Annotated in this window: 22 protein-coding genes; 15 read left to right on the forward strand and 7 right to left on the reverse strand. The window is 45.7% G+C overall.

Annotated features, from left to right (window positions below):
• The first annotated feature begins 71 nt into the window (after nt 1-71).
• Nucleotides 72-599, forward strand: a complete 528-nt coding sequence (locus AC5ZC7_RS11385; protein ID WP_496159166.1) for a hypothetical protein — start codon at nt 72-74, stop codon at nt 597-599.
• 61 nt (nt 600-660) lie between these two features.
• On the opposite strand, the gene nadC is transcribed toward AC5ZC7_RS11385, so the two are convergent.
• Nucleotides 661-1,500, reverse strand: a complete 840-nt coding sequence (gene nadC / locus AC5ZC7_RS11390; protein ID WP_496159165.1) for a carboxylating nicotinate-nucleotide diphosphorylase — start codon at nt 1,498-1,500, stop codon at nt 661-663.
• Between the two features lie 456 nt (nt 1,501-1,956).
• Here nadC and AC5ZC7_RS11395 point away from each other — a divergent pair, with 456 nt between their 5' ends.
• Nucleotides 1,957-2,220, forward strand: a complete 264-nt coding sequence (locus AC5ZC7_RS11395; RefSeq protein WP_511911509.1) for a hypothetical protein — start codon at nt 1,957-1,959, stop codon at nt 2,218-2,220.
• A 2-nt stretch (nt 2,221-2,222) separates the two neighbouring features.
• Here AC5ZC7_RS11395 and AC5ZC7_RS11400 read toward each other — a convergent pair whose 3' ends face one another.
• Nucleotides 2,223-3,047 (reverse strand): aminoglycoside phosphotransferase family protein, encoded by an 825-nt coding sequence (locus AC5ZC7_RS11400; protein ID WP_496159164.1) that lies wholly within the window; start codon nt 3,045-3,047, stop codon nt 2,223-2,225.
• 64 nt (nt 3,048-3,111) lie between these two features.
• Here AC5ZC7_RS11400 and AC5ZC7_RS11405 point away from each other — a divergent pair, with 64 nt between their 5' ends.
• Nucleotides 3,112-3,780 (forward strand): WYL domain-containing protein, encoded by a 669-nt coding sequence (locus tag AC5ZC7_RS11405; RefSeq protein ID WP_496159163.1) that lies wholly within the window; start codon nt 3,112-3,114, stop codon nt 3,778-3,780.
• A 259-nt stretch (nt 3,781-4,039) separates the two neighbouring features.
• Nucleotides 4,040-4,474: a hypothetical protein gene (locus AC5ZC7_RS11410; RefSeq protein ID WP_496159162.1), complete on the forward strand. Its 435-nt coding sequence runs from the start codon at nt 4,040-4,042 to the stop codon at nt 4,472-4,474.
• A gap of 120 nt (nt 4,475-4,594) precedes the next feature.
• On the opposite strand, the gene AC5ZC7_RS11415 is transcribed toward AC5ZC7_RS11410, so the two are convergent.
• The 3 genes from AC5ZC7_RS11415 to AC5ZC7_RS11425 form a co-directional block, all read right to left on the reverse strand.
• Nucleotides 4,595-5,017, reverse strand: a complete 423-nt coding sequence (locus AC5ZC7_RS11415) for an SH3 domain-containing protein (protein WP_496159161.1) — start codon at nt 5,015-5,017, stop codon at nt 4,595-4,597.
• A 27-nt stretch (nt 5,018-5,044) separates the two neighbouring features.
• A complete protein-coding gene (locus tag AC5ZC7_RS11420) occupies nt 5,045-5,536 on the reverse strand; it encodes a BON domain-containing protein (RefSeq protein WP_496159160.1) in 492 nt (163 codons plus the stop codon).
• A gap of 84 nt (nt 5,537-5,620) precedes the next feature.
• Nucleotides 5,621-6,169, reverse strand: coding sequence for a hypothetical protein (locus tag AC5ZC7_RS11425; protein WP_496159159.1), 549 nt, complete (start codon nt 6,167-6,169; stop codon nt 5,621-5,623).
• Nucleotides 6,170-6,469: 300 nt separating this feature from the next.
• On the opposite strand from AC5ZC7_RS11425, the gene AC5ZC7_RS11430 reads away from it, so the two are divergent.
• The 11 genes from AC5ZC7_RS11430 (at nt 6,470) to AC5ZC7_RS11480 (ending at nt 22,018) form a co-directional block, all read left to right on the forward strand.
• Nucleotides 6,470-9,040 (forward strand): SusC/RagA family TonB-linked outer membrane protein, encoded by a 2,571-nt coding sequence (locus AC5ZC7_RS11430; protein ID WP_496159158.1) that lies wholly within the window; start codon nt 6,470-6,472, stop codon nt 9,038-9,040.
• Between the two features lie 4 nt (nt 9,041-9,044).
• Nucleotides 9,045-13,559 carry a TonB-dependent receptor plug domain-containing protein gene (locus AC5ZC7_RS11435; protein ID WP_496159157.1) on the forward strand — a complete coding sequence of 1,505 codons (4,515 nt, stop codon included), beginning with the start codon at nt 9,045-9,047 and terminating at the stop codon, nt 13,557-13,559.
• Between the two features lie 206 nt (nt 13,560-13,765).
• The gene (locus AC5ZC7_RS11440) at nt 13,766-14,068 is read left to right on the forward strand and encodes an autorepressor SdpR family transcription factor (protein WP_496159156.1); all 303 of its coding nucleotides are present in this window, start codon (nt 13,766-13,768) and stop codon (nt 14,066-14,068) included.
• Nucleotides 14,055-14,933, forward strand: a complete 879-nt coding sequence (locus tag AC5ZC7_RS11445; protein ID WP_496159155.1) for an SdpI family protein — start codon at nt 14,055-14,057, stop codon at nt 14,931-14,933. Before AC5ZC7_RS11440 ends, AC5ZC7_RS11445 begins: the two co-directional genes overlap by 14 nt.
• 4 nt (nt 14,934-14,937) lie before the next feature.
• The gene (locus AC5ZC7_RS11450; protein WP_496159154.1) at nt 14,938-16,191 is read left to right on the forward strand and encodes an alpha/beta fold hydrolase; all 1,254 of its coding nucleotides are present in this window, start codon (nt 14,938-14,940) and stop codon (nt 16,189-16,191) included.
• Nucleotides 16,192-16,266: 75 nt separating this feature from the next.
• A complete protein-coding gene (locus AC5ZC7_RS11455; protein ID WP_496159152.1) occupies nt 16,267-16,587 on the forward strand; it encodes a sigma-70 family RNA polymerase sigma factor in 321 nt (106 codons plus the stop codon).
• Nucleotides 16,588-16,639: 52 nt separating this feature from the next.
• Nucleotides 16,640-17,179 (forward strand): RNA polymerase sigma-70 factor, encoded by a 540-nt coding sequence (locus AC5ZC7_RS11460; protein ID WP_496159151.1) that lies wholly within the window; start codon nt 16,640-16,642, stop codon nt 17,177-17,179.
• A 26-nt stretch (nt 17,180-17,205) separates the two neighbouring features.
• Entirely contained in the window at nt 17,206-18,204 is a 999-nt protein-coding gene (locus AC5ZC7_RS11465; protein ID WP_496159150.1) for a FecR domain-containing protein, read from the forward strand.
• Nucleotides 18,146-19,915 carry a hypothetical protein gene (locus AC5ZC7_RS11470; protein WP_496159149.1) on the forward strand — a complete coding sequence of 590 codons (1,770 nt, stop codon included), beginning with the start codon at nt 18,146-18,148 and terminating at the stop codon, nt 19,913-19,915. The genes AC5ZC7_RS11465 and AC5ZC7_RS11470 overlap by 59 nt, the downstream gene beginning before the upstream one ends.
• A 67-nt stretch (nt 19,916-19,982) precedes the next feature.
• Nucleotides 19,983-20,756 carry a methyltransferase domain-containing protein gene (locus tag AC5ZC7_RS11475; RefSeq protein WP_496159148.1) on the forward strand — a complete coding sequence of 258 codons (774 nt, stop codon included), beginning with the start codon at nt 19,983-19,985 and terminating at the stop codon, nt 20,754-20,756.
• 233 nt (nt 20,757-20,989) lie between these two features.
• Nucleotides 20,990-22,018, forward strand: coding sequence for a sterol desaturase family protein (locus AC5ZC7_RS11480; RefSeq protein WP_496159147.1), 1,029 nt, complete (start codon nt 20,990-20,992; stop codon nt 22,016-22,018).
• Here the strand turns inward: AC5ZC7_RS11480 and AC5ZC7_RS11485 are convergent.
• Both AC5ZC7_RS11485 and AC5ZC7_RS11490 read right to left on the reverse strand, forming a co-directional pair.
• On the reverse strand, nt 22,006-23,103 hold the full coding sequence (locus tag AC5ZC7_RS11485; RefSeq protein WP_496159146.1) for a metallophosphoesterase: 1,098 nt from the start codon (nt 23,101-23,103) through the stop codon (nt 22,006-22,008). The two genes, AC5ZC7_RS11480 and AC5ZC7_RS11485, sit on opposite strands and share 13 nt — an antisense overlap.
• A 132-nt stretch (nt 23,104-23,235) precedes the next feature.
• Nucleotides 23,236-23,697: a cold shock domain-containing protein gene (locus AC5ZC7_RS11490; RefSeq protein WP_496159145.1), complete on the reverse strand. Its 462-nt coding sequence runs from the start codon at nt 23,695-23,697 to the stop codon at nt 23,236-23,238.
• Nucleotides 23,698-23,707 lie beyond the last annotated feature (10 nt).

Below are 23,707 nucleotides of genomic sequence, written 5' to 3' on the forward strand. Positions count from 1 at the left end.
TTGTTTATTTGACGAAAATATACTTTCTTTACAAATATAAACAACGAAACCGTTCAATAAAATTAAGATTCATGAATCACCTTGTACTGGAAGAATTGTTCAGAGACTGTGAGGCAACTGATTTTGCAGCCGCACAGGAAGCCATTGGTTACCTGGAACTGTTGATTGAAAAGCACACCACCAAACGCCTGCAGGATGCAGCTTATAATGAATTGTTCACCGGACGTGCAGCATTATTGCCGCTCCAGCTGGCTCCACAAGACCTCATCAACATTAAGTATTTTCTCTTTTACCTGTTAATGAACTATCCCGACAGGTCTGCCGCTGCCGCCCGCTGCCTCGTGAAATGTTATGATAAAACATTGGTAGAAGGTGCCTGCCGGGCTATTGAAGCCTATTGGCAGCAATGCGATGAAACCACCTGCTACCTCACCGATGTGATTACACACAGTGGCTCTTTTGAAGAATTTGGCGACCGGGTACTTCCCCTGTTTAGAAAATTGAAGCAGGATGGCCTGCCGGAAACCAGGAAAGTAATTGCTGCGAAGTTCGCCTATTATAAAAAGTTTTATGGCCTTACAGATGGCATGTGGTCATAAGGAAGACATCCGTATCAGGGCTAGTGACAGCGAGATAATAACAACAACGATAATACCTGCTTTATATTTTGTGTGCTTTTAAACTAAGGTCCATGCTCACAGCATGATGTATGATAGCGCCGCAGGAGACGTAATCGACACCAGTACGGGCATATGAAATAATGTTATCGAGATTAATACCGCCCGACGCCTCGGTCTCGTACTTACCGCCAATTAGCTCAATAGCTTCTTCCAATAGTTCCGGCGAGTAGTTATCGAGCATGATGCGGTGTACATTGCCCACAGCAAGCACACGGCGCACGTCATCGAGGTTACGGGTCTCGATCTCTATTTTCAGGTGCAGGTTGTTGGCCGCAAGGTACTCGTTGGTTTTCTGTATGGCTTGCTCTATGCCGCCACAAAAATCAATATGGTTATCCTTCAGCATGATCATATCGTATAAGCCCATGCGAAGGTTGTAACCGCCGCCAATGCGCACTGCTTGCTTTTCGTATTCGCGGAACAGTGGCGTAGTTTTGCGGGTATCGAGTATTTTGGTTTTGTAGCCTTTTATTTTGCTGGCGTACTTATTGGTTAGCGTTGCGATGCCGCTCATGCGCTGCATGCAGTTAAGTACCAGTCTTTCTGCTTTTAATATGGTATGCACGCTGGCTTCAACGGTAAACGCGTTTTCGCCATTATTTACAGCATCGCCATCTTTTTTATAGAGGGTGAATTTTGCATCTTCTTCCAGATGATGGAAAATATCCTGCGCCATCTGCATGCCTGCCAGTATGCCTTCTTCCTTTATTTTAAGTACCGCCTTACCTTTCGCATCGGCTGGTATGGATGCCAGTGTAGAGTAATCGCCGCTGCCCACGTCTTCGAGCAATGCTCCGGTAATGAATGCTTGTGTTGTCAAACGCACTGTATTTAGGAGGCCAAATTAAGTAAATACTACCACTTAAAGATAATAATTAACCCAGGTTGCCAGTTCATCTTCGCAACAACTCTCAACAAAATATCATAACTGGCAACTTGGGTTATTTAGCTATATAAGATCATCAAAATAAAAACCAGTATCATCAGGCCAATCGGGTACAAGACAATTACAGCGTACGCCAGGCACTTTAAAATTAACAAGCAGACAATATTATTTTTATAACCTGCATTTGATATTATTTTCAATAAAAAGTAATCATCATGATGTTGCGAAATTGGTTGTACGCCTGCCTGTTCTTGTCGCTGCCCGCCTTTCACAGCAAAAGTCCCGGCTCGTGGTTACCTGGAGCCCCTTGAAAAATACAATTACCTGTTTACGGACTCGCAGTAAAAAGTAATGCAGCCGTAGGATATCTATAGCTGGTATACCTGCGTAATGGAACACCTGGTGCGGCTCGGTGAAATCCGTATTGTGGAGTACAGGAAAGATACCAAAAGAGCGCAAGCCCTGCGGCAGCTGCATATAGGCACCTATCACTTTGTTTTTATACCGGTCCTGGAAGAGAAGATGAAGGTATATGAGTATAACCGTCAACGTTACCCTGCCTTCAAAGATTTCCTCCCCGAATTGCTGGAGGTGTTTAAAACGGCTACTCCAGCGCAGGTAGATGCCTGGCTGAAAACAGGCTGCCAGCAATAAAATTAAGCCATGGTAGCCAACAATCGGAACGCTGTTTCCGCTACGCCCAGTTGCAGGCTGGCGTCCTCACCATCGCCCATGATCCAGACAGCGGAAAGCCCTGCCCATGCGGCAGTCCACTTTATCAAATGTTGGAGGGGAATATTCGCCGTACCGGAAATGATAGTGGCCTGCCGCAATAACCGGCCTTCCGTCAATGCGGTGGCCTTGTCCGGATTACAGAGAATATTCGCAAAGTCAAAAGCCCGTTCCCCGATCAGTCGCTTCGGATCTATCGCCAGCCAGCCCCGGGTATCGCTATACAGGATGTTTTCATGATGAAGGTCGCCGTGTAAAACCGCGGGATCCCGTTGCTCCGTCAACAACTGCGTTGCTAATTCCCGGCATTGCACAATGAGCGGACCATATGGATCGCCGGTTTTAAGTAAAGCCTCAAACCATTGCATGAGCGGCAGCAGGGGCGGAAGCGGCCTAGTGGACGGTTGATGTAGTGCCTGTGCTACGTTACAGATAATTTGTGTGGCTTCATCATCCCGGCCGGCTTTTACCAGGTCAATCAGTGTCGGTTGTGTACTGCTGATCCTTTCCATCAGCAAGGCCTGCTGATCGTACCGGAGTACTTTGGCCGCGCCCGAACCGTCCCACCAGCTCAGTAACAATGCTCCCAGCCGTTCTTCTTCTTCCAGGGCTATTTTAAGAAAAGCGGGTGTGCCCTCATATAAAACCGGCTGCAACAGGCTGCAACGGGTGGAAAAAGAAGGACCATCAGGCGTTAGTTTCCAGTCACGAATATAGGCGTGTAACAAGGTTTCCATTGGGTGTTCCATGCGATGAAAATACGCCGGAAATTGCAGTGAAACAAGCTAGTTTTGAGGTATAAATGTTAACCTCATGAACAGAATAGACCGACTAACAGGCCTGGTCACCGTACTGCAATCCGGTAAAGTAATGTCTGCCGGAAAACTAGCCGAAAAATTCAATATCAGCCTGCGCACCATCTACAGGGATATGGCCACACTCCATGAAATAGGTATTCCGATCAACACCGAAGATCAGGGGTATAGTATGCTGACTGAATATGCATTACCACCGCTCTTATTCAGCAGTGAAGAAGCCATTGCCCTGTTGTTGCTGCAAACATGGGCCAGTCGCTTAACAAACCGTCGCGGAGCGAAAAGCAGTACCACTGCACTCCGTAAAATTAAAACGCTGATAGATACCTATGACCATGCAGGGGGAGTGGCAGCGCAAACTGCAACAGCAGCATCCTCCCGCGAACAACAGGAGCATGCCTGGCTCACTGCCATCCAACAGGGGATTGCCCGTAAATGCTGCCTTAAAATCGGTTATACAGATACCAAAGGCAATTACACCAACCGGGAAATAGAACCAGTGGGGCTGATATTCTATTCCAACCAATGGCACCTGGTGGCCTGGTGCGATCTGCGCCTGGGATATCGAAACTTTAAAGTACCGATGATTAACTCGCTTGCCAATACCAGTACGCCATTTACCAAGCAGCACAATTTCAAAATAGAAGATTATATAAAGTTGTTTTAGCTGTTAGCAAATCATGATGGTTGATTTTGCCGTGTGGTTAAGCGATTGGTGTATTGCAAAGATGTATGTTTTGAATAGTAGTATGCAATACATATTATCGTGATTTTGGATTGGAAAAATTGACACCATTTGTATCATCCTGATAATAATTCCTGCTTTTTGCCTTATCTTTAATAACCTTACGATGAACCCTGGAATAATTAGTTGTATTTGTTGTATGCATCATTGACGTTTTTAAAACCCTCATTAAACCGTTACTATGAAGCGCCACCTTAGATGTTCAGTTACGATCGTGACTGTATTACTGACAACAGCCATTACCCGTCCATCCTATGCTCAGAAAGCTTTCGTGAAGTTATCTGCTGCTAAAGACAGTACTTACGGTTATGCCTGTACGAATCCAATCAAACTTAAAAATGGGAGTGTAGAAAGAAGTATCCTGGAAGAAATGAATTATTTGTCGGGCCTTACTACGGTTAACAAGGAACACCTTGTGCTGGTACAGCGTAGTTCTGTTTTGAGCCCGGGTTATGATCCGCCGTTGTTAAAAGACCGGTTTACCAGCAAATCAGGTCTCCTGGATAAATATGTTTTTCTAACGGCCAACACAAATGATACCATCACACTCTTTATCGACATTCATAACAAGGGTAACGTGATGCTCCCTGTGGGCCTTACTTACGAGTTACCTTGATGAGGAGCAGAAAGCGGAAAGCAAAAAGCTATTATAGCGAATAATCAGAGCGTATATTTTAATCCTACGCTTTAATCATTCGCTATAATAGCTTTTTGCTTTTTGCTTTCAGCTTTCCGCTTACTCCACCGGAGTCAGATAAGTCGTAGAAGCATATCCTTCTACACCGCCATCTGTGCGGATAAGCCACCACTGATCGCTTTGTTTGCTCATCAGTGATACAATTTCGTTATGTGCTGCTTTGCCGACAATAGGCTGATCAGTACCCGGACCCTTACGGATATTAAGGTTCGTTGAATCGGTGGTTACCTTCAGTTTAGCGCCTGCCACCGCAGTAGCTACATTAATATTCATCACTACATCGCCGGTAAGAAAGTTAGGATCAATCTTTCCATAGATATCCCATAGTTGGTCCTTTACCGCGCCGCTGGGTGCTTCCCCATCTACATGCAGTACGCCATCCTGTTCATTTACCTGCAGGTTGCTGACACCGGCAGCATTCGCCGCATCAATCAACTCCTTGTATTTGTCCTGTAATGCCATGATTGTTGTATTTAGAGTGGAAGAAGATTATTTGGTGATTTTCAAACCGGAAGCATCTACTTTCTTAGGCTTCAGTCCGTCCAATGCCATTTTCAGTTTTTTCCAACGATCGGCTTTAGACTCACCAGTAATAGTGATCACACCATCTTTAACATCGGCTTTGATGCCAGGAAAATCTTTTACAATGCCGTTTACTCCGTTTATCAGCACAGCATCTTCAGCAGAGGCGGGAGCAGGAGGGGGAGGAGGAGGTGGTGTTACAGTTAAATTGTTTACAACGCTTTTTACACCCTGGGCCACTTTAGCCGTATTTTCAGCGGCATCTTTGTCGGCCTCAGAGGCAACATTACCGGAAAGGGTCACTACGCCATCTTTAACATCAGCAGTAATGCCGGGAGTGGATTGCAGTGCAGCAACTACCGTGGCTTTGATATCTGCATCTTTCGGCTTCCCTTTACAGGAAATCATAAATAAAAGTCCCATTGAAAGGACCACTGCTGTCAAGTGTTTCAGTTTCATAGTAATACCGAGGTTTAATGATGAAATAATACCGTTTAAGTTAAGTATCTTTTTTCATCTGGCAATAATACCGCAGCATGTTGTTTATTTTTTAATAAATACCAGCCGGGCATGCAGCTTGAATGGCACCCCATTGTTAGGCATAGCCAGTTTGAGTTCCAGGGTAGTAGTGATAAGGTGATGATCCGCTACAGTAGCCAGCTCCCAGGCTTCCAGCTTCTGCCGTTGACTACCTTTAATCATTAATTGTTTGGTCGTTTTATTGTATTCCCAGAAAATAGCCACCGTTTCCGTAGGAAGTGTGAATGGTGGCAGAGGTAACTGTGGTGTATATACGCTGCCGAGAGGTATGCCCGGCCTCCACTTTGAAAGCAGATCGGCAGAAATCGGAACGCCGGCAGGCATCACCACTCTCTTAAAAATACCGGTATGATTACTCTTTAATTCATAACTGAAATTACCAGCCGCCCTTACACTGTCCGTAGGAATAGCAGGCCACTTATCACCACGCTGCAACTGTATCGTCGATTGCCAGCTCCCCACAAATGTTTCCTCTTCCGCCTTCGCCTTATCTTTTTTACAGGATACAGTAAATGTTACCAATATGGCAAACAGGGATAGTCTTTTTGTCATAACCGTACTTGTATAGGTTTTAGCGTTGGCAATTTTATAGATATTCTCCCAAAAGTACCCCGTTTTTTTCGGCTTGAAAAGAAATCAAATTTTTTTTGAACCTCTTATGGAATTCTTTTTTTTCCCGCATCATGCGGCCGGAGACAGCCCGTGATAACACAACCAAAATGACTATTGCTATGATTATTAGAAACTTACAAAGTCAATATAGCACACATTCCACCACAGCCCCCAACTCAGGCTAAGGGAATAATGAATTATAATTATATACTATATTGATAAATATAAAAATATATCCCTGTGAGATGTTTACCGATACTGTTGCTCCTCTCTGCTTCACTTTTTGCACAAAATAAACTGGAAATAAGACCAGCCTATGCCGGAGGCAGTCAAAATGCGGAAGTTAAACCGGTTTACTCGGAAGACTACCAACGGCTGATTAATACGGATACCACCGTGAAGCTGCCTCCATCACGGCTGCACCAGGTATTACAGGTGAGACGAATGTTTAGCGCCGAAACCCGGCTGAGAAAAATAAATATCCGTAATAATGAATTACGCATGTACCCGGATTATAAAACTGAACTGCTTATCTCCGGCAGTTACGCTGCCACCGTAGCCCTGAAAACGGTCAACCAGCTACCGGCACTTCAAACGGATTATGTACAGGGCCGCTCCCAGGCGGGAAGCCTCGCCTGGCAAGGACCCGAAACCAATGAGTTATTCAGCTATGGCCCCTCAAGGCAAACACTGGAATACGATGGCCAGCCTTATTTATATGATAACCACGGTAAACTGGTGCCTGCCGGCAGCGGCAACGGTCATAACCCGGTCGCCTATATGAATAATATATTCAGAACAGGCACCCTCTTTTCACAAGCCTTCAGCCTGAAAGGCCTGGTAAAGGAAGCAAAAGTGAATATACTGGAGTTCGGGATTAACCTCGGCAATACCAGCGAACAAACCGTTATCCGTGAAAACAATAACTACGCAAAAAACGCCGAAGCCTCCCTGGGGGCAAGAATTAAATGGTTACACCTGCTCGGTAAATATAGCTATACCCGGGATCAGTTCTCCAATAGCAACAGAAATGGGTTCCTGAACCTGGTATACCAGCAATCCCTGCTAACACCCATCAGCTTTGATAACGGACAGGGTTATACGATTAACAACCACCAACGCAGTTACAGCCAATACGCAAACAATCCAGATTTCCTATTGAAAGACAATGATCACTTGTTCCGGTCTACCCATCAACAGGCCAGCCTGATGATGGAACGGAATAGCTACCGGCGCATTAAATATGTAATCACACAGTCGTATGATGATAGAAAAGAGAACAGCAAAGAGGGCATCAAACCCGGTACCGCCGGCTTCCCCGATGGCCAGCCGCTGAACCGCAACAAAACAGATCAGTTCTATCAACTGCAACTGGAAGCCTCCACCCGCCTGCCTTATGGCAACTATAACTGGAATGGCGGTGTCCTGGCGCAATATATATTTACGGATGCGCACAGTACCATTGAATACCAACCCCTGGGAACCAGCTACCGGTACCAACGCTCGGCACAGGAAATGATGGCCACCTATCGCAACACTTATGCTGTTAACCGCCTGAATATAGACCTGGTACTCGGTAACAAGGCATATGTATCCAATACGACAATGGTGTCTGATTATTTTCAGCCATCTGCTGATTTGGCGGTAACCTACAACTTCGGCCAGCCTATGTGGGTGCTGTTATTTAAATCGTCTTTCGGGGAGTTTAACAGGGAACTGTCTATTAATAAATCGCTCGCCTATGTTAACGGGCTGCAATATACCACCGCCAATGCGGGCCGCTATTTCCCGGTACGGGAAGTAAGCAGCTTTGATCAGCTGAAACCCATACGTAACAGGAGTTGGAGCAATAGTATTACGGCCGGTAAGTCGCGCTTACAATTCACCGCAGCCGTATTTTCAAAGAAAGTAACGGACGACCTGTTCCCGGTATACGAAAACCAGGCATGGGGACTGAAAAATATAGGCGATTACCAAACCAAAGGCATAGAACTGGAACTGAAATTATTTGAATCACAAGTGCGGACCCGAAAAATTAAAACCTTCAATACGTTGAGTTTTTATGCCTACAGGAATACAGTGACAAGGGTTGCAGAAGGTGCTAACTTAACCCCCCTGGCAGGTTTTAGCGATGTGCATACCACCCTGATAAAGGGAGCACCATTAGGCGTAATTACCGGCAGTACCTGGCAAAAGGATGCTAACGGCAACCGGGTGATAGGCGCAGATGGATTCCCACTCGTATCAAATACACCAGCCATTATTGCAGATCCCAATCCTGATTTCGTGATGAAGATGAATAACACGGTGAGTTGGAACAAATGGACCCTAAAGGCCATCATGGAATGGAAAAGTGGCGGAGAAAGATGGAATGGCACACAGGCCGTACTCGACTACTATGGCAGATCATCCTCATCTGCCGAAGGCAGAAAAATAACTAACTATATTTTCCCCGGCGTACTGGCTAACGGCAAAACCAATACTACTCCCGTAGATTTTTACAACCCGGCATTACCGGTAGAACAAAACCGCTGGGTGAGATATGGCTACAGCGGCGTTGCGGCAGACTATGTAGAACGGGCCGACTGGCTGCGACTGAATACACTCAAGCTCTCTTACGAAATGGGGATTAGTCACCTCCGGAAAAAACTCATCCTCAGCACCTATGTCAACAACATCATGCTGTGGACGCCCTATAGTGGCACAGATCCGGAGCAACTATTGTTTGACCAAACGAATAGTACAGGATTGGATTTTTTCAACCTGCCCGCTAACAAAACATATGGCTTTAATGTAACCCTTCAATTCTGAGACTATGAAAAATATTATCTGTAGCATCAGCATATACTTTGTGATGATATGTACCTGCTGGGGACAGTCATTCAATTATGCGAAATACAAAGAGAAAATCTATATACATACCAGTCATGTTTTCTTTCAACCGGGAGATGATCTGTTCTTCAAGCTGTACCTGGTAAATGCCCAGAACCAGCTGCCAACAGCCTATAGCAAAGTGGTGTTTGTAGACGTACTCGATCCTGCCGGGAACCTGCTCAAAAAATTGATCTATAAAGTGACAGATGGATTTGCGGAAGGTTCTTTTAGTTTCGACGATACTGCACCAGGTGGTATCTACAAGCTAAAAGCCTACACCTCGTGGATGCGAAATGAAAGTGACAGCACTTTTTTTGTAAAGGAACTAACCCTGCAAAAGGTGATAGCACCGCGCGTATTAATGAAACTGGATTTTCCTAAAAAAGGATATGGTCCCGGCGACGAAGTAGTGGCCGACTATTCCATGCGCAGCCTCTCTGATAAGCCCATTGCTCATTACAAAATAGAATATAAAGTGTCGCTGGGTGGTAACCTGGTAAGTACACAACAAGCGACTACCGATGGGGAGGGAAAAGTACAGTTACGATTTAAATTACCGCAGGAATTAAATACAACAGATGGATTGCTAAACATCATCGTCGATTATGAATCTTATAAAGAAGCTATTTCCAGGGGCATTCCTATTGTACTGAATAAAATAGACTTACAGTTACTACCCGAAGGAGGCTCACTGGTGGCAGGATTCGCCGGAAATATTGCTTTCCGCGCCGTGAATGAACATGGAAAACCGGTTGACGTAAAAGGGGAGGTACTGAATCATACAGGAGCCAAAGTTGCCAGTTTCGGGAGCTATCATGCCGGCATGGGACAATTTACTTTTACACCAACAGCAGGTGAAAAGTATACCGTGAAAATTACCTCACCGTTGAATATTGCACAACAGTACGTATTTCCGGCCTTTACCGAAGAAGGTGTAGCCATGAATATAGTCAGGAAAGGAGCGCAGCTTTTTCTGAACATTGCCGCTTCCCGTGCACAACAGGTAACGCTGACCGGTCAAACGAAAGGAGTAATTTACAATACTACCCGTCTTTTCCTGAAGAAAGGCACACAAACAGTTGAAGTAGATCCCGCCGCATTTCCTGCTGGCATTGCACGTTTCACACTCACCAATGCGGACCAGTTGCCCATCGCAGAAAGGATGGTATTTCTGAACCAACAACAAACCCTGCAGGTGAAAATTACGTCTGATAAAGCCACTTATCTGCCCAGGGAAAAAGTAGTACTTACGCTCAAAACCACTGATGATAAAGGGAGCCCTCTGCCGGCTAACCTATCGCTGGCAGTGATGGACGACAAGCTCTGGTCTTTTGCAGACGACAAGCAGGATCATATTTTATCCTGGTTGCTGATGAGTTCTGAGTTGAGCGGGAAGATAGAAGAACCATTATTTTATTTTAAGCAGGACGAACCTAAAGCAGGTCCTGCGCTAGACCTGGTCATGCTCACCCATGGCTACCGCTACTTTAGCTACCTGCCGGAAGTAAATGAGGGCAAATCCCTGAAGTATTTGCCAGACAATGGTTACGTGCTGAGTGGTACCCTTATTAACAAAGACCGGCAACCTGTAAAAGGTTCCGTGTTCCTGGTTAATATGGACGAGAAAAACAAAGCCATCCAGATGAATACAGCGGAAGATGGTGCGTTTTTCTTCCCGGAGCTGGATGCTAAAGCACACTATTACCTGATTGCGAAATCCGCTGCCCGGAAAGAACAGGTCAGCATAAAGATTGAGCAAAATGGCTATGATAATAATAGCATCCGCACTAAAATATTACTGGCAGATAGTATCGATTATAAAGCATATCCTGGCTTTAAGCCCGCAGCAAGGAAACAGGAATACGCGAACGCGGCCAGGACAATTAAAAAAGAAAATGAAGATGCCCGGCGAATAGCAGAAGCGGAGAAAAAGTTGGATGAAGTAGTGGTGTTAGGGTATGGCGTGAAAAAAAAGATGATCACTACCTGTTATACAACCGTGAGTGGAGACGTGCTAAACGCAGCGCCATTAAGAATAGACCAGGTGCTGGAAGGGCGGATAGCCGGCATACAGGTGCTGCCACAGGCCAATTTCCGTGCCGGCAACGAAGTCCAAATCCGGGGAAACGCGTCGCTCACCGGGGATAACAAACCCCTGTTTATCATAGACGGTGTAGTATTTGATGGGGTACTGGAAGATCTCAATCCCAATGATATTACCGCAATAGAAGTGTTTAAAGATGCGGCCGCCACTGCATTGTATGGCACCCGCGCCGCCAATGGGGTGATCCTGATTACCACCAAAAATGGTAAAGGATCTGCGATGAGGGTAAGGTTAAGTAACCACTACTATAGCACTACTTATGTGCCAGGTATCACCACCGACTTTTCAGTAGCAAGAAAGTTTTACGCGCCGGTTTACACCAGTACAACCACAACAGAGCGCAATGATTTTCGCGAAACCATCTACTGGAATCCTGTGGTGCAAACAAATAAAGATGGTACGGCCACGCTGGAGTTCTATAATTCTGATGCAGCCACCACGTTCAGGGCAGTGGCAGAAGGCATTGCCTGGAATGGAAAGCCAGGCAGGGCAGAAGCTACTTGGTCGGCCCGGAATGCACTGCAGATAGATGCCAAAATCCCTCCTTACCTGAGCGTAGGCGATCGCCCGCAGGTTCCGCTGGTGCTTAAAAATAACAGCGCAAACACCATTTCATTGAATATTGCGGTGGCCTTACCATCACAAATAACCAAAGGCGCCTACGAAGAGCAGGTAACACTGGGAGCCAATACCTCGCGGCAGGTGTTGATTCCACTGGAGGTAATGGCGGCGGGTAAAGGCGATATAAAATTTGTGGTAGGTGGCCCCAGTGGCTCAGAAACATTGTCGTTGCCCATAGAGGCGGCTGAAAAAGGCTTCCCGATATTTAAAACTATGTCCGGAGACAAATCAGCCCGTTGGTCGTTTGAGCTGGGGCAACCAATTAAAGGCAGCCTGAAAACAGAATTGCGCATTTTTAGTACCCTCGAAGGACAACTGCTGGATGGCATCGAATCCATGCTGAGAGAACCTTATGGCTGCTTTGAGCAAACTTCTTCGAGTACTTATCCCAATATTTTCATCCTGAAATACCTGCGCGAATCCGGTAAAACCAATCCACAGGTAGTGGCGAAAGCCATGGACTACATTGAGAAAGGATACAAACGCCTGATCAGTTTTGAAACCGCTGAAAATGGATTCGAATGGTTTGGGCATGCGCCAGCCCACGAAGCGTTAACCGCTTATGGTTTGCTGGAGTTTACAGATATGCAGAGCTTCATCGAGGTAGATAAAGACATGCTGGCCCGAACCAAAAAATTCCTGTTGAACCGGAGAGACGGTAAGGGGGGCTTTAAGCTGTCGTCCGGCGGCTACGACCGGTTTGCTTCGGTACCCAATGCCATCGCTAACCTGTATATCGTATATGCGTTAACGCAGACAGGCATTGGTAGTGAAATACAACCGGAATATGAAGCCGCTGTGCAGAAGGCGTTATCCTCAAATGATGCTTACCAGCAGGGCTTAATGGCCCTGGCAGCCAGCAACATGAAAAATACGGCTGATTATAACCGGTTGATGGGCTTACTGAAAAGCAGCTTTGAGAAAAACACATTTAATGCGGCTACTACCGTGGTTAATTCCAGGGACGCTTCCCTGCGCGTAGAGGCGTTATCGCTATATGTACTGGCGCTGGCCCGCGAGCAGCAGCCTGATATTACTGCTATGAGTATCGCCATCTCTAAAATCCTGGCGGAGAAATCCTACTACGGATATGGCTCAACGCAGGCAACCGTATTGGCGCTGCAGGCCATTGTGGCGTATGTAAAAATAAAAGGACGTGCGGAAAGTAGTGGTACCATTGATTTTAAATTAAACGGAGAAAAAATAGTGGCAGGTGATAATGTCAGTGTTGCCATGAAAGAAGGCACCAACACCCTGGCCGTACACTATAGCAACGAAAAATCCGGTGTGCCCTACAACCTGCAACTGTGGTATAATACATGGCAGCCACCTAATAGCCCCGACGCCGATTTACAACTCCAGACCGAACTGGCTGACACCTCAACAAAAATTGGTGAAACGGTGCGCATGAAAATTGAAGTGAAGAATAAGAAAAACATGCTGCAACCGATGTCTATCGCTAAAATAGGTATCCCGGCCGGCCTGTCCTTACAGCCCTGGCAGCTGAAAGAGCTGATCACCAATAAAAAAGTAACCTATTATGAAATATTCGATAACTACCTGGTGCTATACTGGCTGGGATTCGGCGCTGCTGAAACCAACACCATAACGCTGGATCTGAAAGCAGATGTGCCAGGTACTTATAAAGCCAAAGCCAGCAACTGTTACCTGTATTATACGCCTGAGCATAAGCACTGGAATAGTGGTACACAAATCACTATCCGGCCATAGTGCTGTTTTGAAGTGCCCCTGAAAGTGTTTGATTTCCAGAGGGGCACTTCAATTAAACATTCGCTTATATCAATCGCTGTAATCGCTTTTTGCTTTTTGCTTTCTGCTTTCCGCTATTCCCTATACCTGTCATGTTCATTTTTATTTTGCCGATTGCCCGGTTTACCCTAATTTAGTATTTAGATAGTTGTCTAAATATATATCAGATGAACCATGTATTTAAGGCGCTGAATGATAAAACCCGCCGCGACATCCTGGAGCTGCTCAAAAAAGAAGACCTTACGGCCGGTCAGATAGCCACGCATTTCAACTTTTCCAAGCCTACTATATCACATCATCTCGACTTGCTCAAACAGGCCGAACTACTTACCAGTGAGAAAAAGGGACAATTCATTTTCTATTCGCTGAATACAACCGTGATGGATGAATTATTGAAATGGATGTTGCAGTTTACCGCAGACAAATTACCCCTTACCAGTAAATCACAACCTAAATATGAAGGCAAATAATTGGTGGAAGGAAATTCCCCTTATCGGCATCATGTTATGCCCCCTCCTTGTTTATCTCTATTTAAAACCATTACTGCCGGCACTTATTCCTTCCCATTACACTATTGGCGATAATGGGCAATGGGTGGTAGACGGACAGATGCCGCCGGGAACATTGATATGGAGCATGTTATTGGTTTCTGCTTTCGTGTATGCAATCATCAGTTTGTCAGTATTATTACCCCGCCGTGATCAGCAATCCTGGGCCATAGTAAAGCCCATGCTATATTGGTTAAAGGCAGGCGTCATGGGACTGTTCTCTGCCATCCCCATTTACCAGATGTTGGTCAGCGCCGGTAAATTAACGGAAGGAAGTGCTACCCTATGGGGTTATATAGGTGGTATTGGTATGGCGGTGTTGTTCAATCTGTTTATTTACCGGATGTACGACGTAATGTATAAGCGTAGCGATCCAAAACCGATGGGACGGAAGTCTTATGTCGTCATCTGGGTAAGTACCCACGTGGTAGCTGCTATAGGCCCGTTTTGTGTACTGCTGGCCGGCCATGTCAATGCCGGCAGAATGCTTGTACAGGTAATGCTCCTGTTTTATGCTATCTGCGGGAACCTGTTATATAGTGTACGCCCGAATAATTTCCTCGGTATTCGTACCCCCTGGACCCTGAAAAATGACACTGTTTGGCGGGAAACACACCGGCTGGGCGGTATCGTGATGTTTGTATTGGGCGTCACCGGATTTATCGCCACTTTCTTTACCGATAAGGAACAAATGCAGGTCGTCTTCTTTATTTCAATCGTTGTTGCTGCATTTGTACCCATGGTATATTCGTATATCCGTTATCGTAAGCTAACACATCAACCCTGATCATATGAAACGATTCCTTTTTTTTATCCTGCTGCTCGGTAGTCTGCAATCCACCCGGGCACAGCAGCAGGTAGTCAATAACTTCTTTGAACAAATAGGCAGGAGTAACTGGACCGGCGCTATGCAGTATATGGCGCCTGTAATGAAGGAAAAATTAACAGCAGAGATGCTGAAAGGAGTGTGGCAACAAATTGAACAGGCAAATGGAAAGTGGGAGGCCCTTACTTCACAGAAAGCAGTCCGGGATGGCAACCGCTATATCGTTACCGCGGAAAATAATTTTGAACGCGCCACCGTCATATTCCGCCTGGCCCTCGATAGCGCCAACCGCCTGATAGGCTTCTTTATCACCGGCTCCCGGCCTAAACAGGTGATGCTTAATACCAACGAAACCACCGATACCATCCATACAACCGACGGAAGTATCTTGTATGGCACGCTCACCCTCCCGGAAGGACAACCACATCCCCCGGTAGTACTCATCGTTGCCGGCTCCGGACCTACTGATCGTAATGGCAACAACCTGTTTCTCCCCACTGCAGAAAGTTTTTCTTATCAGCAACTGGCAGCAGGCCTGGCAACAAACGGTATTGCGTCGCTGCGGTATGATAAGCGGGGCACCGGTCAAAGTACCACATCCGCCAAACCGCTCACCACGCTCACGCTGGACGACTTCATCGCCGATGCGGCGGCCTGCGTGGATCACCTGTTGAACAGTCGCCAGTTTTCCAGTGTATCCGTGATCGGTCACAGTGAAGGAGGCGTCATTGGCCTGGCCCTGGCGGATAAGCAACCGCTGAAATGCCTGGTGGCACTCGCTACCCCCGGCGAAAGCATCGATAAAGTATTGCTGGAGCAGTTAAAACCCAAACTGGCAGATTCCTTATACCAACAGTCCGTCAGCATCCTCGATGGCCTGCGGGAAAATAAAATACCCGCCAGCGTACCGGCAGATCTAAACCTGTTTTTTAATAAAGGCACCTTTAATTACTGGAAAAGTGCGTTCCGCCTGGATCCCTGCGCAATGTTAGCCCTGGCGCAACTGCCGGTGTTAATTGCAGGCGGCGCGGCAGATGTACAGGTAACACCCGCCCAGGTGACGATGCTGCAGGATTGTAAACCCGGCACCCAGCTGGTACTCATTGAGGGAATGACACATGCACTGAAAAACAGTGCTGCCATTTCTCCGGATAAAAAGACCCCCTTACCTTTATCGCCCGAACTGGTGCCGGCATTGGTTACCTTCATCCGGCAGTAATTTTTCTCACCCGCATAGGGGGAGAGCGTTTTTCCGGAGTCTTAGTAGCATACAGTAGCAAAAAGCATAATGAATATGGACAATCGCCACAACCGGCAATATTTAGGGATACAACAGTCTTTTTATGAGCACTATGAAGGGTTACATCATTATGCTTTTATCATCCTGAAAGATAATGATGCCGCCAAAGATGCTGTAGAGAAAGCGTTTTCGAAGTTATGGGAGCAATGGGAGCACATCGCCGGAGAAAAGGCGGTAAAGTCTCACCTGTATACAAATGTATACGACTACTGCCTGGACGTTAAGATACACAGGAAAATTAAAGCGCAGTATTTATCCGGTTCGGCCATTCACTACCATTTGGGGGGCAAAAAAGATTTTTTTGCACAGGCATAAGGGTTTACCTCTCTTCAGGTGTATTATTAGCATATAATAGCAAAAAAGGGCATTGGACAAGGACAAACGTCAGGACAAACAGGTTATACTGATAGAACAAAGCTTTCATGATCATTATGAAGGGTTACACCGCTATGCCTTTACGATATTAAAAGACAACGATAACGCCAAAGATGCCGTACAGGCGGTATTTTTGAAGTTATGGGAAAAAAGAGATACCATTGACGAAGAGCAATCTCTGAAATCTTACTTGTATACAGCTGTATATAATTACTGCCTGAATATCAAAAGACACGAGAAAATTAAGGCACGATACGTATCTGATAATAATGCAATACAACACGAAGGAGCAAATGTGATGGTCAGCAAAGAGATCAGCCAACAGATTATGGGCCATATTGCGGCACTTTCTCCCCAATGCCAGTTGATATTTACAAAAAGCCGTTTCGAAGGAAAAAAATATGCAGACATTGCGGCAGAAATGGGGCTATCAGTAAAAACAGTGGAAGCACAAATGGGGAAAGCACTTAAAATCCTTCGCGCAAAACTGTTTGATATCATGATTAGCCTGGTTGTATTATTGTTGTTGTAAAAAGAATAAGTTACAATTTATTAAGAATGAATAATCCCGGTCACCCACATGTAGACGATGAATTACTGGCAAAGTATTTTTCCGGAGAAGCCTCCCCGGAAGAAGCCATTGCAGTGGATGACTGGGCACATGCATCCGCTGAAAACCGTACTTTATTTGAACAGGCACTGGCGGTATGGGAACAAACAGCTACCGGACATTCCTGGCAATTACCTGATAAGTCAACTGTATTAAGTGTTGTCCGGCAGGAGTGGGCACCGGCAAAAGCCGGCACACCGGGCAAAACAATAAGCCTGAAAACCTTTCGCTGGCGCATCGCTGCCGCTGTGATCGTGCTGATGAGTACCGGTAGTCTTTATTGGTGGTTGCGCCCTGCAGCTCCCGCTACTTTGCCCAATTCCCTGGTAGTACGGGAAGCCCACACGCAGGTATTGCAGGATACGCTGCCGGATCAATCTGTTGCAACCCTTAGCAGTGGTACTTCTATCAGTTATGCAAACAACTTTCAGGGAGATACCCGGCAGGTACTGCTGAAAGGTAATGCAACGTTTGACGTCACAACGGATCCTAAAAAACCGTTTATTGTGAGTGTTGGAGATATTCAGATAAAAGTATTGGGCACCACCTTCATGGTGACAACCGATACTGCGGGAGTAGTAGTAGCTGTGAAGTCAGGCGCCGTAAGCATGTACCGTGGCGATAGCAGCATTATCCTGAAATCTGGTGAAACCGGGATCTACCACAGCAATACACATGGTTTTAGTGTAGCCGGAACCGATAGTACGGAAATGAAGCGGTCTTTTAATTTTGCCAATGCAAGCCTGAAAGACATTGCCGTGCAGCTGGAACAGGCATATGGGGTTCGGATCGTTTTTAAAAATAAGAAGCTGGAAGGCTGCACCATGAGCAGCACTTTCGACAATAAATCGTTAGTATTCATTTTTGAGGTTATATCAATTACGTTGAATGTCCAATATAGTATCGAAAAAGATACCGTGTATCTCAGTGGTAGTGGGTGTAATTAAGTATGTGGCAGCGTTCTTTATTTCTGTCATAACTATTTCCCTCTGTAGCGCGCAGCAAACCCGGGTCAACTTAAAACAAAAAATCGTTGTACCTGTTTCATCGCTACGTTTCGATTCCCTGCTGAGCATTGTCGGCCGCCAAACGGGGGCGCGGTTTTCCCTGAACACCAGTAAATTTCCACCATCGCGCCTGATCCATCTCGGTAAAAAGGCGATGCCCGTTGGAGAACTCCTTAGCACCATCCAAAACGACGCAGGTATTTATTATACGGTTTTAGGAGGACATATCATTTTCATTGATAATCCCCCGCATACACCTCATCCGGCGCCAGCTAAAAAATCACCGCCGGCTAAGGCGCCACCAGGAAAGCGCCCCGCGGAGAAACTGGCAGATCATAAATTATCCGCCACCAAAGCGCCACCCATTCGCACATGGCAAAACCTGGAGCCGCTACCGGTTATTTATATAGTAGATACACCGGTTGTTACACCCAAAGATACCATGTACGGGGTCCGACAATATCCGGACTCACTCCGTAAAACAGATAGTACACTGGTAAAGCACTCCGGCACTATACTTCAAACGGATTCCGTTTTTGTGAAGCAGTATTCTACTGCCAGTAAAACGGATTCCGTTTTTGCTATTCAATATCCTGCGGGTAATAAAACGGATTCGGTTTTTGTGAAGCAGTATCATACTGCCCATAAAACGGATTCCGTTTTTGTTGCTCAATACCATGAGCGCTACCAACAGGATTCCTCGTTAGGCGGATATTATCGCAAGTCGAGCCAAAATGGTTCCCTATCCTGGGTTGGAACAAATAAATACATTCCCCGGATATCTTTGCCCAGCTGGCAATTCCGGCCATCCATACAATTAAGCTGGGGAAGCAATGGAACGGATTCTACCCGGCGTGCACCGTTGTCCATTGCTTTACGGGACTCCAGTAACCAGCAGCAGCCGGATAAAATAACAAAAACAACGGCAAAGCCGGTGGCCACGAAGACCAATATGGGGCAGGACGAAACTACCACTGCACACACATCTCCCAATACTACCAACAAACAACCGGCAACTACCACGGCACACCCTTCCTGGGTGAAGTCTGCCTGGAAAAATGTTTTTGCCAGCCCTTATCAAAAGCCGGCCCCGCAAGGTACCCGTGGCAAAGCACCACAGGGCCCTTTTTCATTTTTACTGAATACCGGTGTTTCGGGAGATGAAGTATATTATGTGAATCCCACCATTCAGGTAGGATTACCTTTTGTATATGGCATTGTATCCGGCAGCACTAACTTTAACCTGGCACATCTACGGGTAGGAGCAGGCGTATCGGGCCGTTTAGGAGAAGATTGGCGCTTGCATCTGCAGTTTACTACTGGTAAACAGGATCATGAATATTACCTGGACTCCAACGGTGTTATCTTTCCGGTAAGCGTTACATCCCGCTTAACGAAAATCGCTTTACTGGGAGAACGACAATTGGGCAACCATTTCCGCTTACAGGCGGGCGTTGTATGGAATAGCCAGCGGGTAAAATATTCAGCAGACAGAGATCTGAAAGATATAGATCTACATTATGACGTATTGAACATTATTCATGCGCCCTATACCATCAGTAACTCCCTGAGCGGCCAACAAATTAATAAAGCCTGGATTGGCTTCCAGGTAGGTATATTTTATAATATAAATTTTAACAAACGGGAGTAAGGGTTTTTTATTTGTTGCGTGTAGTAGTAGTGCTCAACTTCATTTTTCACATTAAGATGGCATTACGATGATCGCATTATTAAAAACGGCAGAAAGAACCAACAATTCCTCTTACATCAACAATTACGTTTTTCAACGGCATGTATTTGCCTATAGAGCCATACCATTGGAACATCTGCAGCAAAAGCAGGTACTGGAACTGGGGTGTGGAGAAGGTTATGGAATGGAAATGCTGGCGCCACATGTTGCGCATTATCTGGCAGTAGATAAAAAGAAACCAGTAAGTAAACTACCTGCCAATGCCTCTTTTCAAACCTGCAACCTGCCAACGCTAACAGGTATCGCCGACAATAGTTACGATACCGTTATCTGCTTCCAGGTAATTGAACACATCAAAGAAGACAGCGCATTATTACATGAAATCCGGCGGGTACTGAAACCCGGCGGACGCTTGTTTTTAACTACTCCCAACCGGCTGACTTCCCTCAGCAGAAATCCATTCCATATCAGGGAATATTTACCGCGGGAAATGTATGCGCTGGCAAATGCCCATTTTCCTAAAGCATCCGTGGAAGGAATTTATGGGAATCAAACCGTCATGACCTACTACGAAGAAAATAAAGCCAGTGTAAACAAAATAGCCAGGTTAGATATTTTTCGTCTGCAGTACCGGCTCCCTGCTTTTCTTTTACGGATACCATACACATTGCTCAACAACCTGAACCGCTTCCTTTTGCTCAAAAAAATGGAAGATGTGACCGCCGGCATTGTACATGACGACTTCTATCAGCATGCTTTACGGGACGATTGCCTCGATTATTTCGTAACTGCTATTAAATAAATAGTCTACTTGTAGCTATTCTTGCTTTATAGATAAGCCGTATTGTATTTACAATACGGCGTCTTTATTTTTGGATACCCTACTATTGAAAATGCTTATCACCCATGTGCCTGCTATTAAAGGCAGTGGATGCTTTGAAATTTCGGACGATTATTGTAATTTGTACGAACAATATATGGCTTTGTTCATACAAAGTCTGTTTTTTACGGGTTCCATTTATTAAAAGCAGCGTTATGGCCATCTTTCAGACTTTATTCCACGAAGTGATCTCTTTCTTCGGTATTTCTCAGCTCATAGAGATATGTAAAACGGGCGACTACAAAGTTTTACTCACCTTAAACGGGATCTTCTCGGTGATTTCACCCTTAATACCTTTCCTGTTATTACTGGAAATTTTCAGGGCTATTTTTTATAAGCGTTTTAAGATTGAAGATTACAAAATGCCGTTCTTCATCTTTGTGGCTAACCGGTTTATTTCCCGGTTCATCTCTATTGCCGCAGTGGCCTTTTGCATTGGGGTACTGGAAAAATATGCGTTGTTCCAAACTTCGCTGAAATGGTATTGGTTTATTTATGGTTATGTGATATGGGAATTTTCACATTTCATCTATCACTATTTCGGCCATAAAGTGCGTCTGTTCTGGTGTTTGCATTCTACCCACCACGCACCGGAAAGCATGAATCTCTCAGTTACCTACGCGCATTTCTTCCTGGAAGCGCCTTATGCAGATGTGATCCGCACCAGCATTTGTATTTTAATGGGGGTAAATCCGCCGTTGCTGTTCATCATTATGTTTATTGACGGCACCTGGGGTTCGTTTATCCATGTGGGTGAGAACATGATCAAAGATGGCCGTCTGGGCTTTTTAAACAAGATTATCCTGACACCTTCGCACCATCGCGTGCATCACGCCAGGAACCCGTTGTATATGGATACCAATTTCTGCAACCTGCTCAATATCTGGGATAAAGTGTTTGGTACCTTCCAGAACGAAAAAAGAGATATGCAGATTGAGTATGGTATATCCCGGGAAATCAATCCCAATAATTTCCTGGACGTATATTTCGGCGAGTTGTATTGCTTATGGAAGGATATCTGGAAAGCGCCGGGCATCACCAACAAATTCCTGTACATCGTAATGCCGCCGGGATGGAGCCACACCGGCGAACATAAAACCGCAAAAGTAGTGAAACGTGAATTCCTGGAGCAGGCCAGTCAGCAGGCCGCTTACGGCAAGCAAACTGCCGATCAGGCCATCTGATCAAACAAGTAATAAAGGGGCGATTCTTCCAGTACTACCCGTACCGGTCCGGAGTCGCCCTTCCGCCATTTAACCAGGCGGATAAATCCTTCGGCAATCTCAATGCCGGTAATATCGCCATCGCTGAAGCAACAGCAGCCGGTATTGAAATAGGAGGGATGCGCCATAGTTTTTACAAATTGTTTGCCTGCATAGGCGGCTTGTTTGTCTGATAAGGCTTTTTGTAAGACCTGTACCTCGGCGTTATCTCCTTTACTACGTGCTTTTTCCAGTTGTTTCGTAAGACGGTCTATGTGATCCAGTGAAGCAAATACAGGTTTATGGGTATGCCCGGAAATCAAAAAAGTGCGGGCATATTGCATACTCCACTCGTACATCATGATATTGTGCCGGTCTGCCAGCTCAAAGGAATCGGAGAGGGTATCGGCGTGTATTTCGAAGATACGTTGCAGGGGAGTCCATACGGCTGCTACAAACCATTTGCTGAATGCATTGCCATCGCTGCGCAGGTCGCCCTGGTGCCCATGTGTGAGGAAAATACGGTATTCCTCCTGGTCGTATTGTGTTTGTAAGATAATGCCCTCGTATACTTTTAACTTCTTTCCAAATATTGGCCTTAGAAATTGTAATCGCGGTACTTTGTAGTGCCACTGCAAATCATGGTTGCCGAATATCCGAAAGTAGCGTTGCTGCCGCTGAAAACGAGCTTCTTCCTGCAAAGTAGCGTTATTGGCGGCCATTACACTGGCTGGCGTACACTCCCATAATTCTTCGCAGTCACCCAGGTTAATAAACGTATAGTCGTGATCGTAGTAATGCCGGAGTGCCTGTAAATAATTTTGTTCTGCTGCCATGAAATCATCTGCACCATCTTTACGGCCCTTATGCTGATCGGAGAAAATGATGAAACGATCCTGTTCATAGTGGAAGGGAATAACCACGCCCGAATGCCGCTTGCCCTGCAGTATATCCTCCTGCAGCCGCGATAACGATGCAAATACCTGTGGGCGTTTAGGCAGGGAGGAAAATTGATCAGAGAGCCAGATAATAGGACGTCGCAGGATTCTTTTAAATAGGTTTGGCACGGGCGGATGATTTAAATAATGTAGTGGCAGCGCATCTTTACCACACAAAAAAAATGAGCGGTTACAGGTAGCCGCTCAGATTTCATTTATGTCAAAAGGGTAGACCAGTTACCGCCTACGTAGCGGAGGTGACTAACCCTTCACTTCTTTTTTTACATTAACGGCACTCGGACCTTTGGGTCCCCGTTCAACTTCAAATGTAACTTTGTCCCGTTCTTTAATGGCTTCGGTCAACTGATTAACGTGTACAAATACGCTATCCTGTGTTTGTTGATCGATAATAAACCCATAGCCTTTGGATTCATTGAAAAACTTTACCACGCCCTTACGGATAAGGTCTTCAGGTGCAGTAGGTTCAATCCGGGTAGCACCCAGCTGAATGTCTTCCAGATTGATTTCCCTTCTTTTGCTGGGATCTGGCGGCGTATCGGTAATATTACCATTTTCATCGATGTACGCCATCATGTCTTCCAGACTCTTTCCTTTTCCGCTGCTTGCTTTTCGTTCTTCCTTTCTATCTGCCTTCTCCTGGCGCTGCTGTGCCTTTTTCTTTTTCTGCTCTTTTTTACCAAACGTTTCCTGGGATCTGGCCATATTTTGATGA

This window comes from Chitinophaga sp. 9-1-y, from assembly GCF_059511905.2.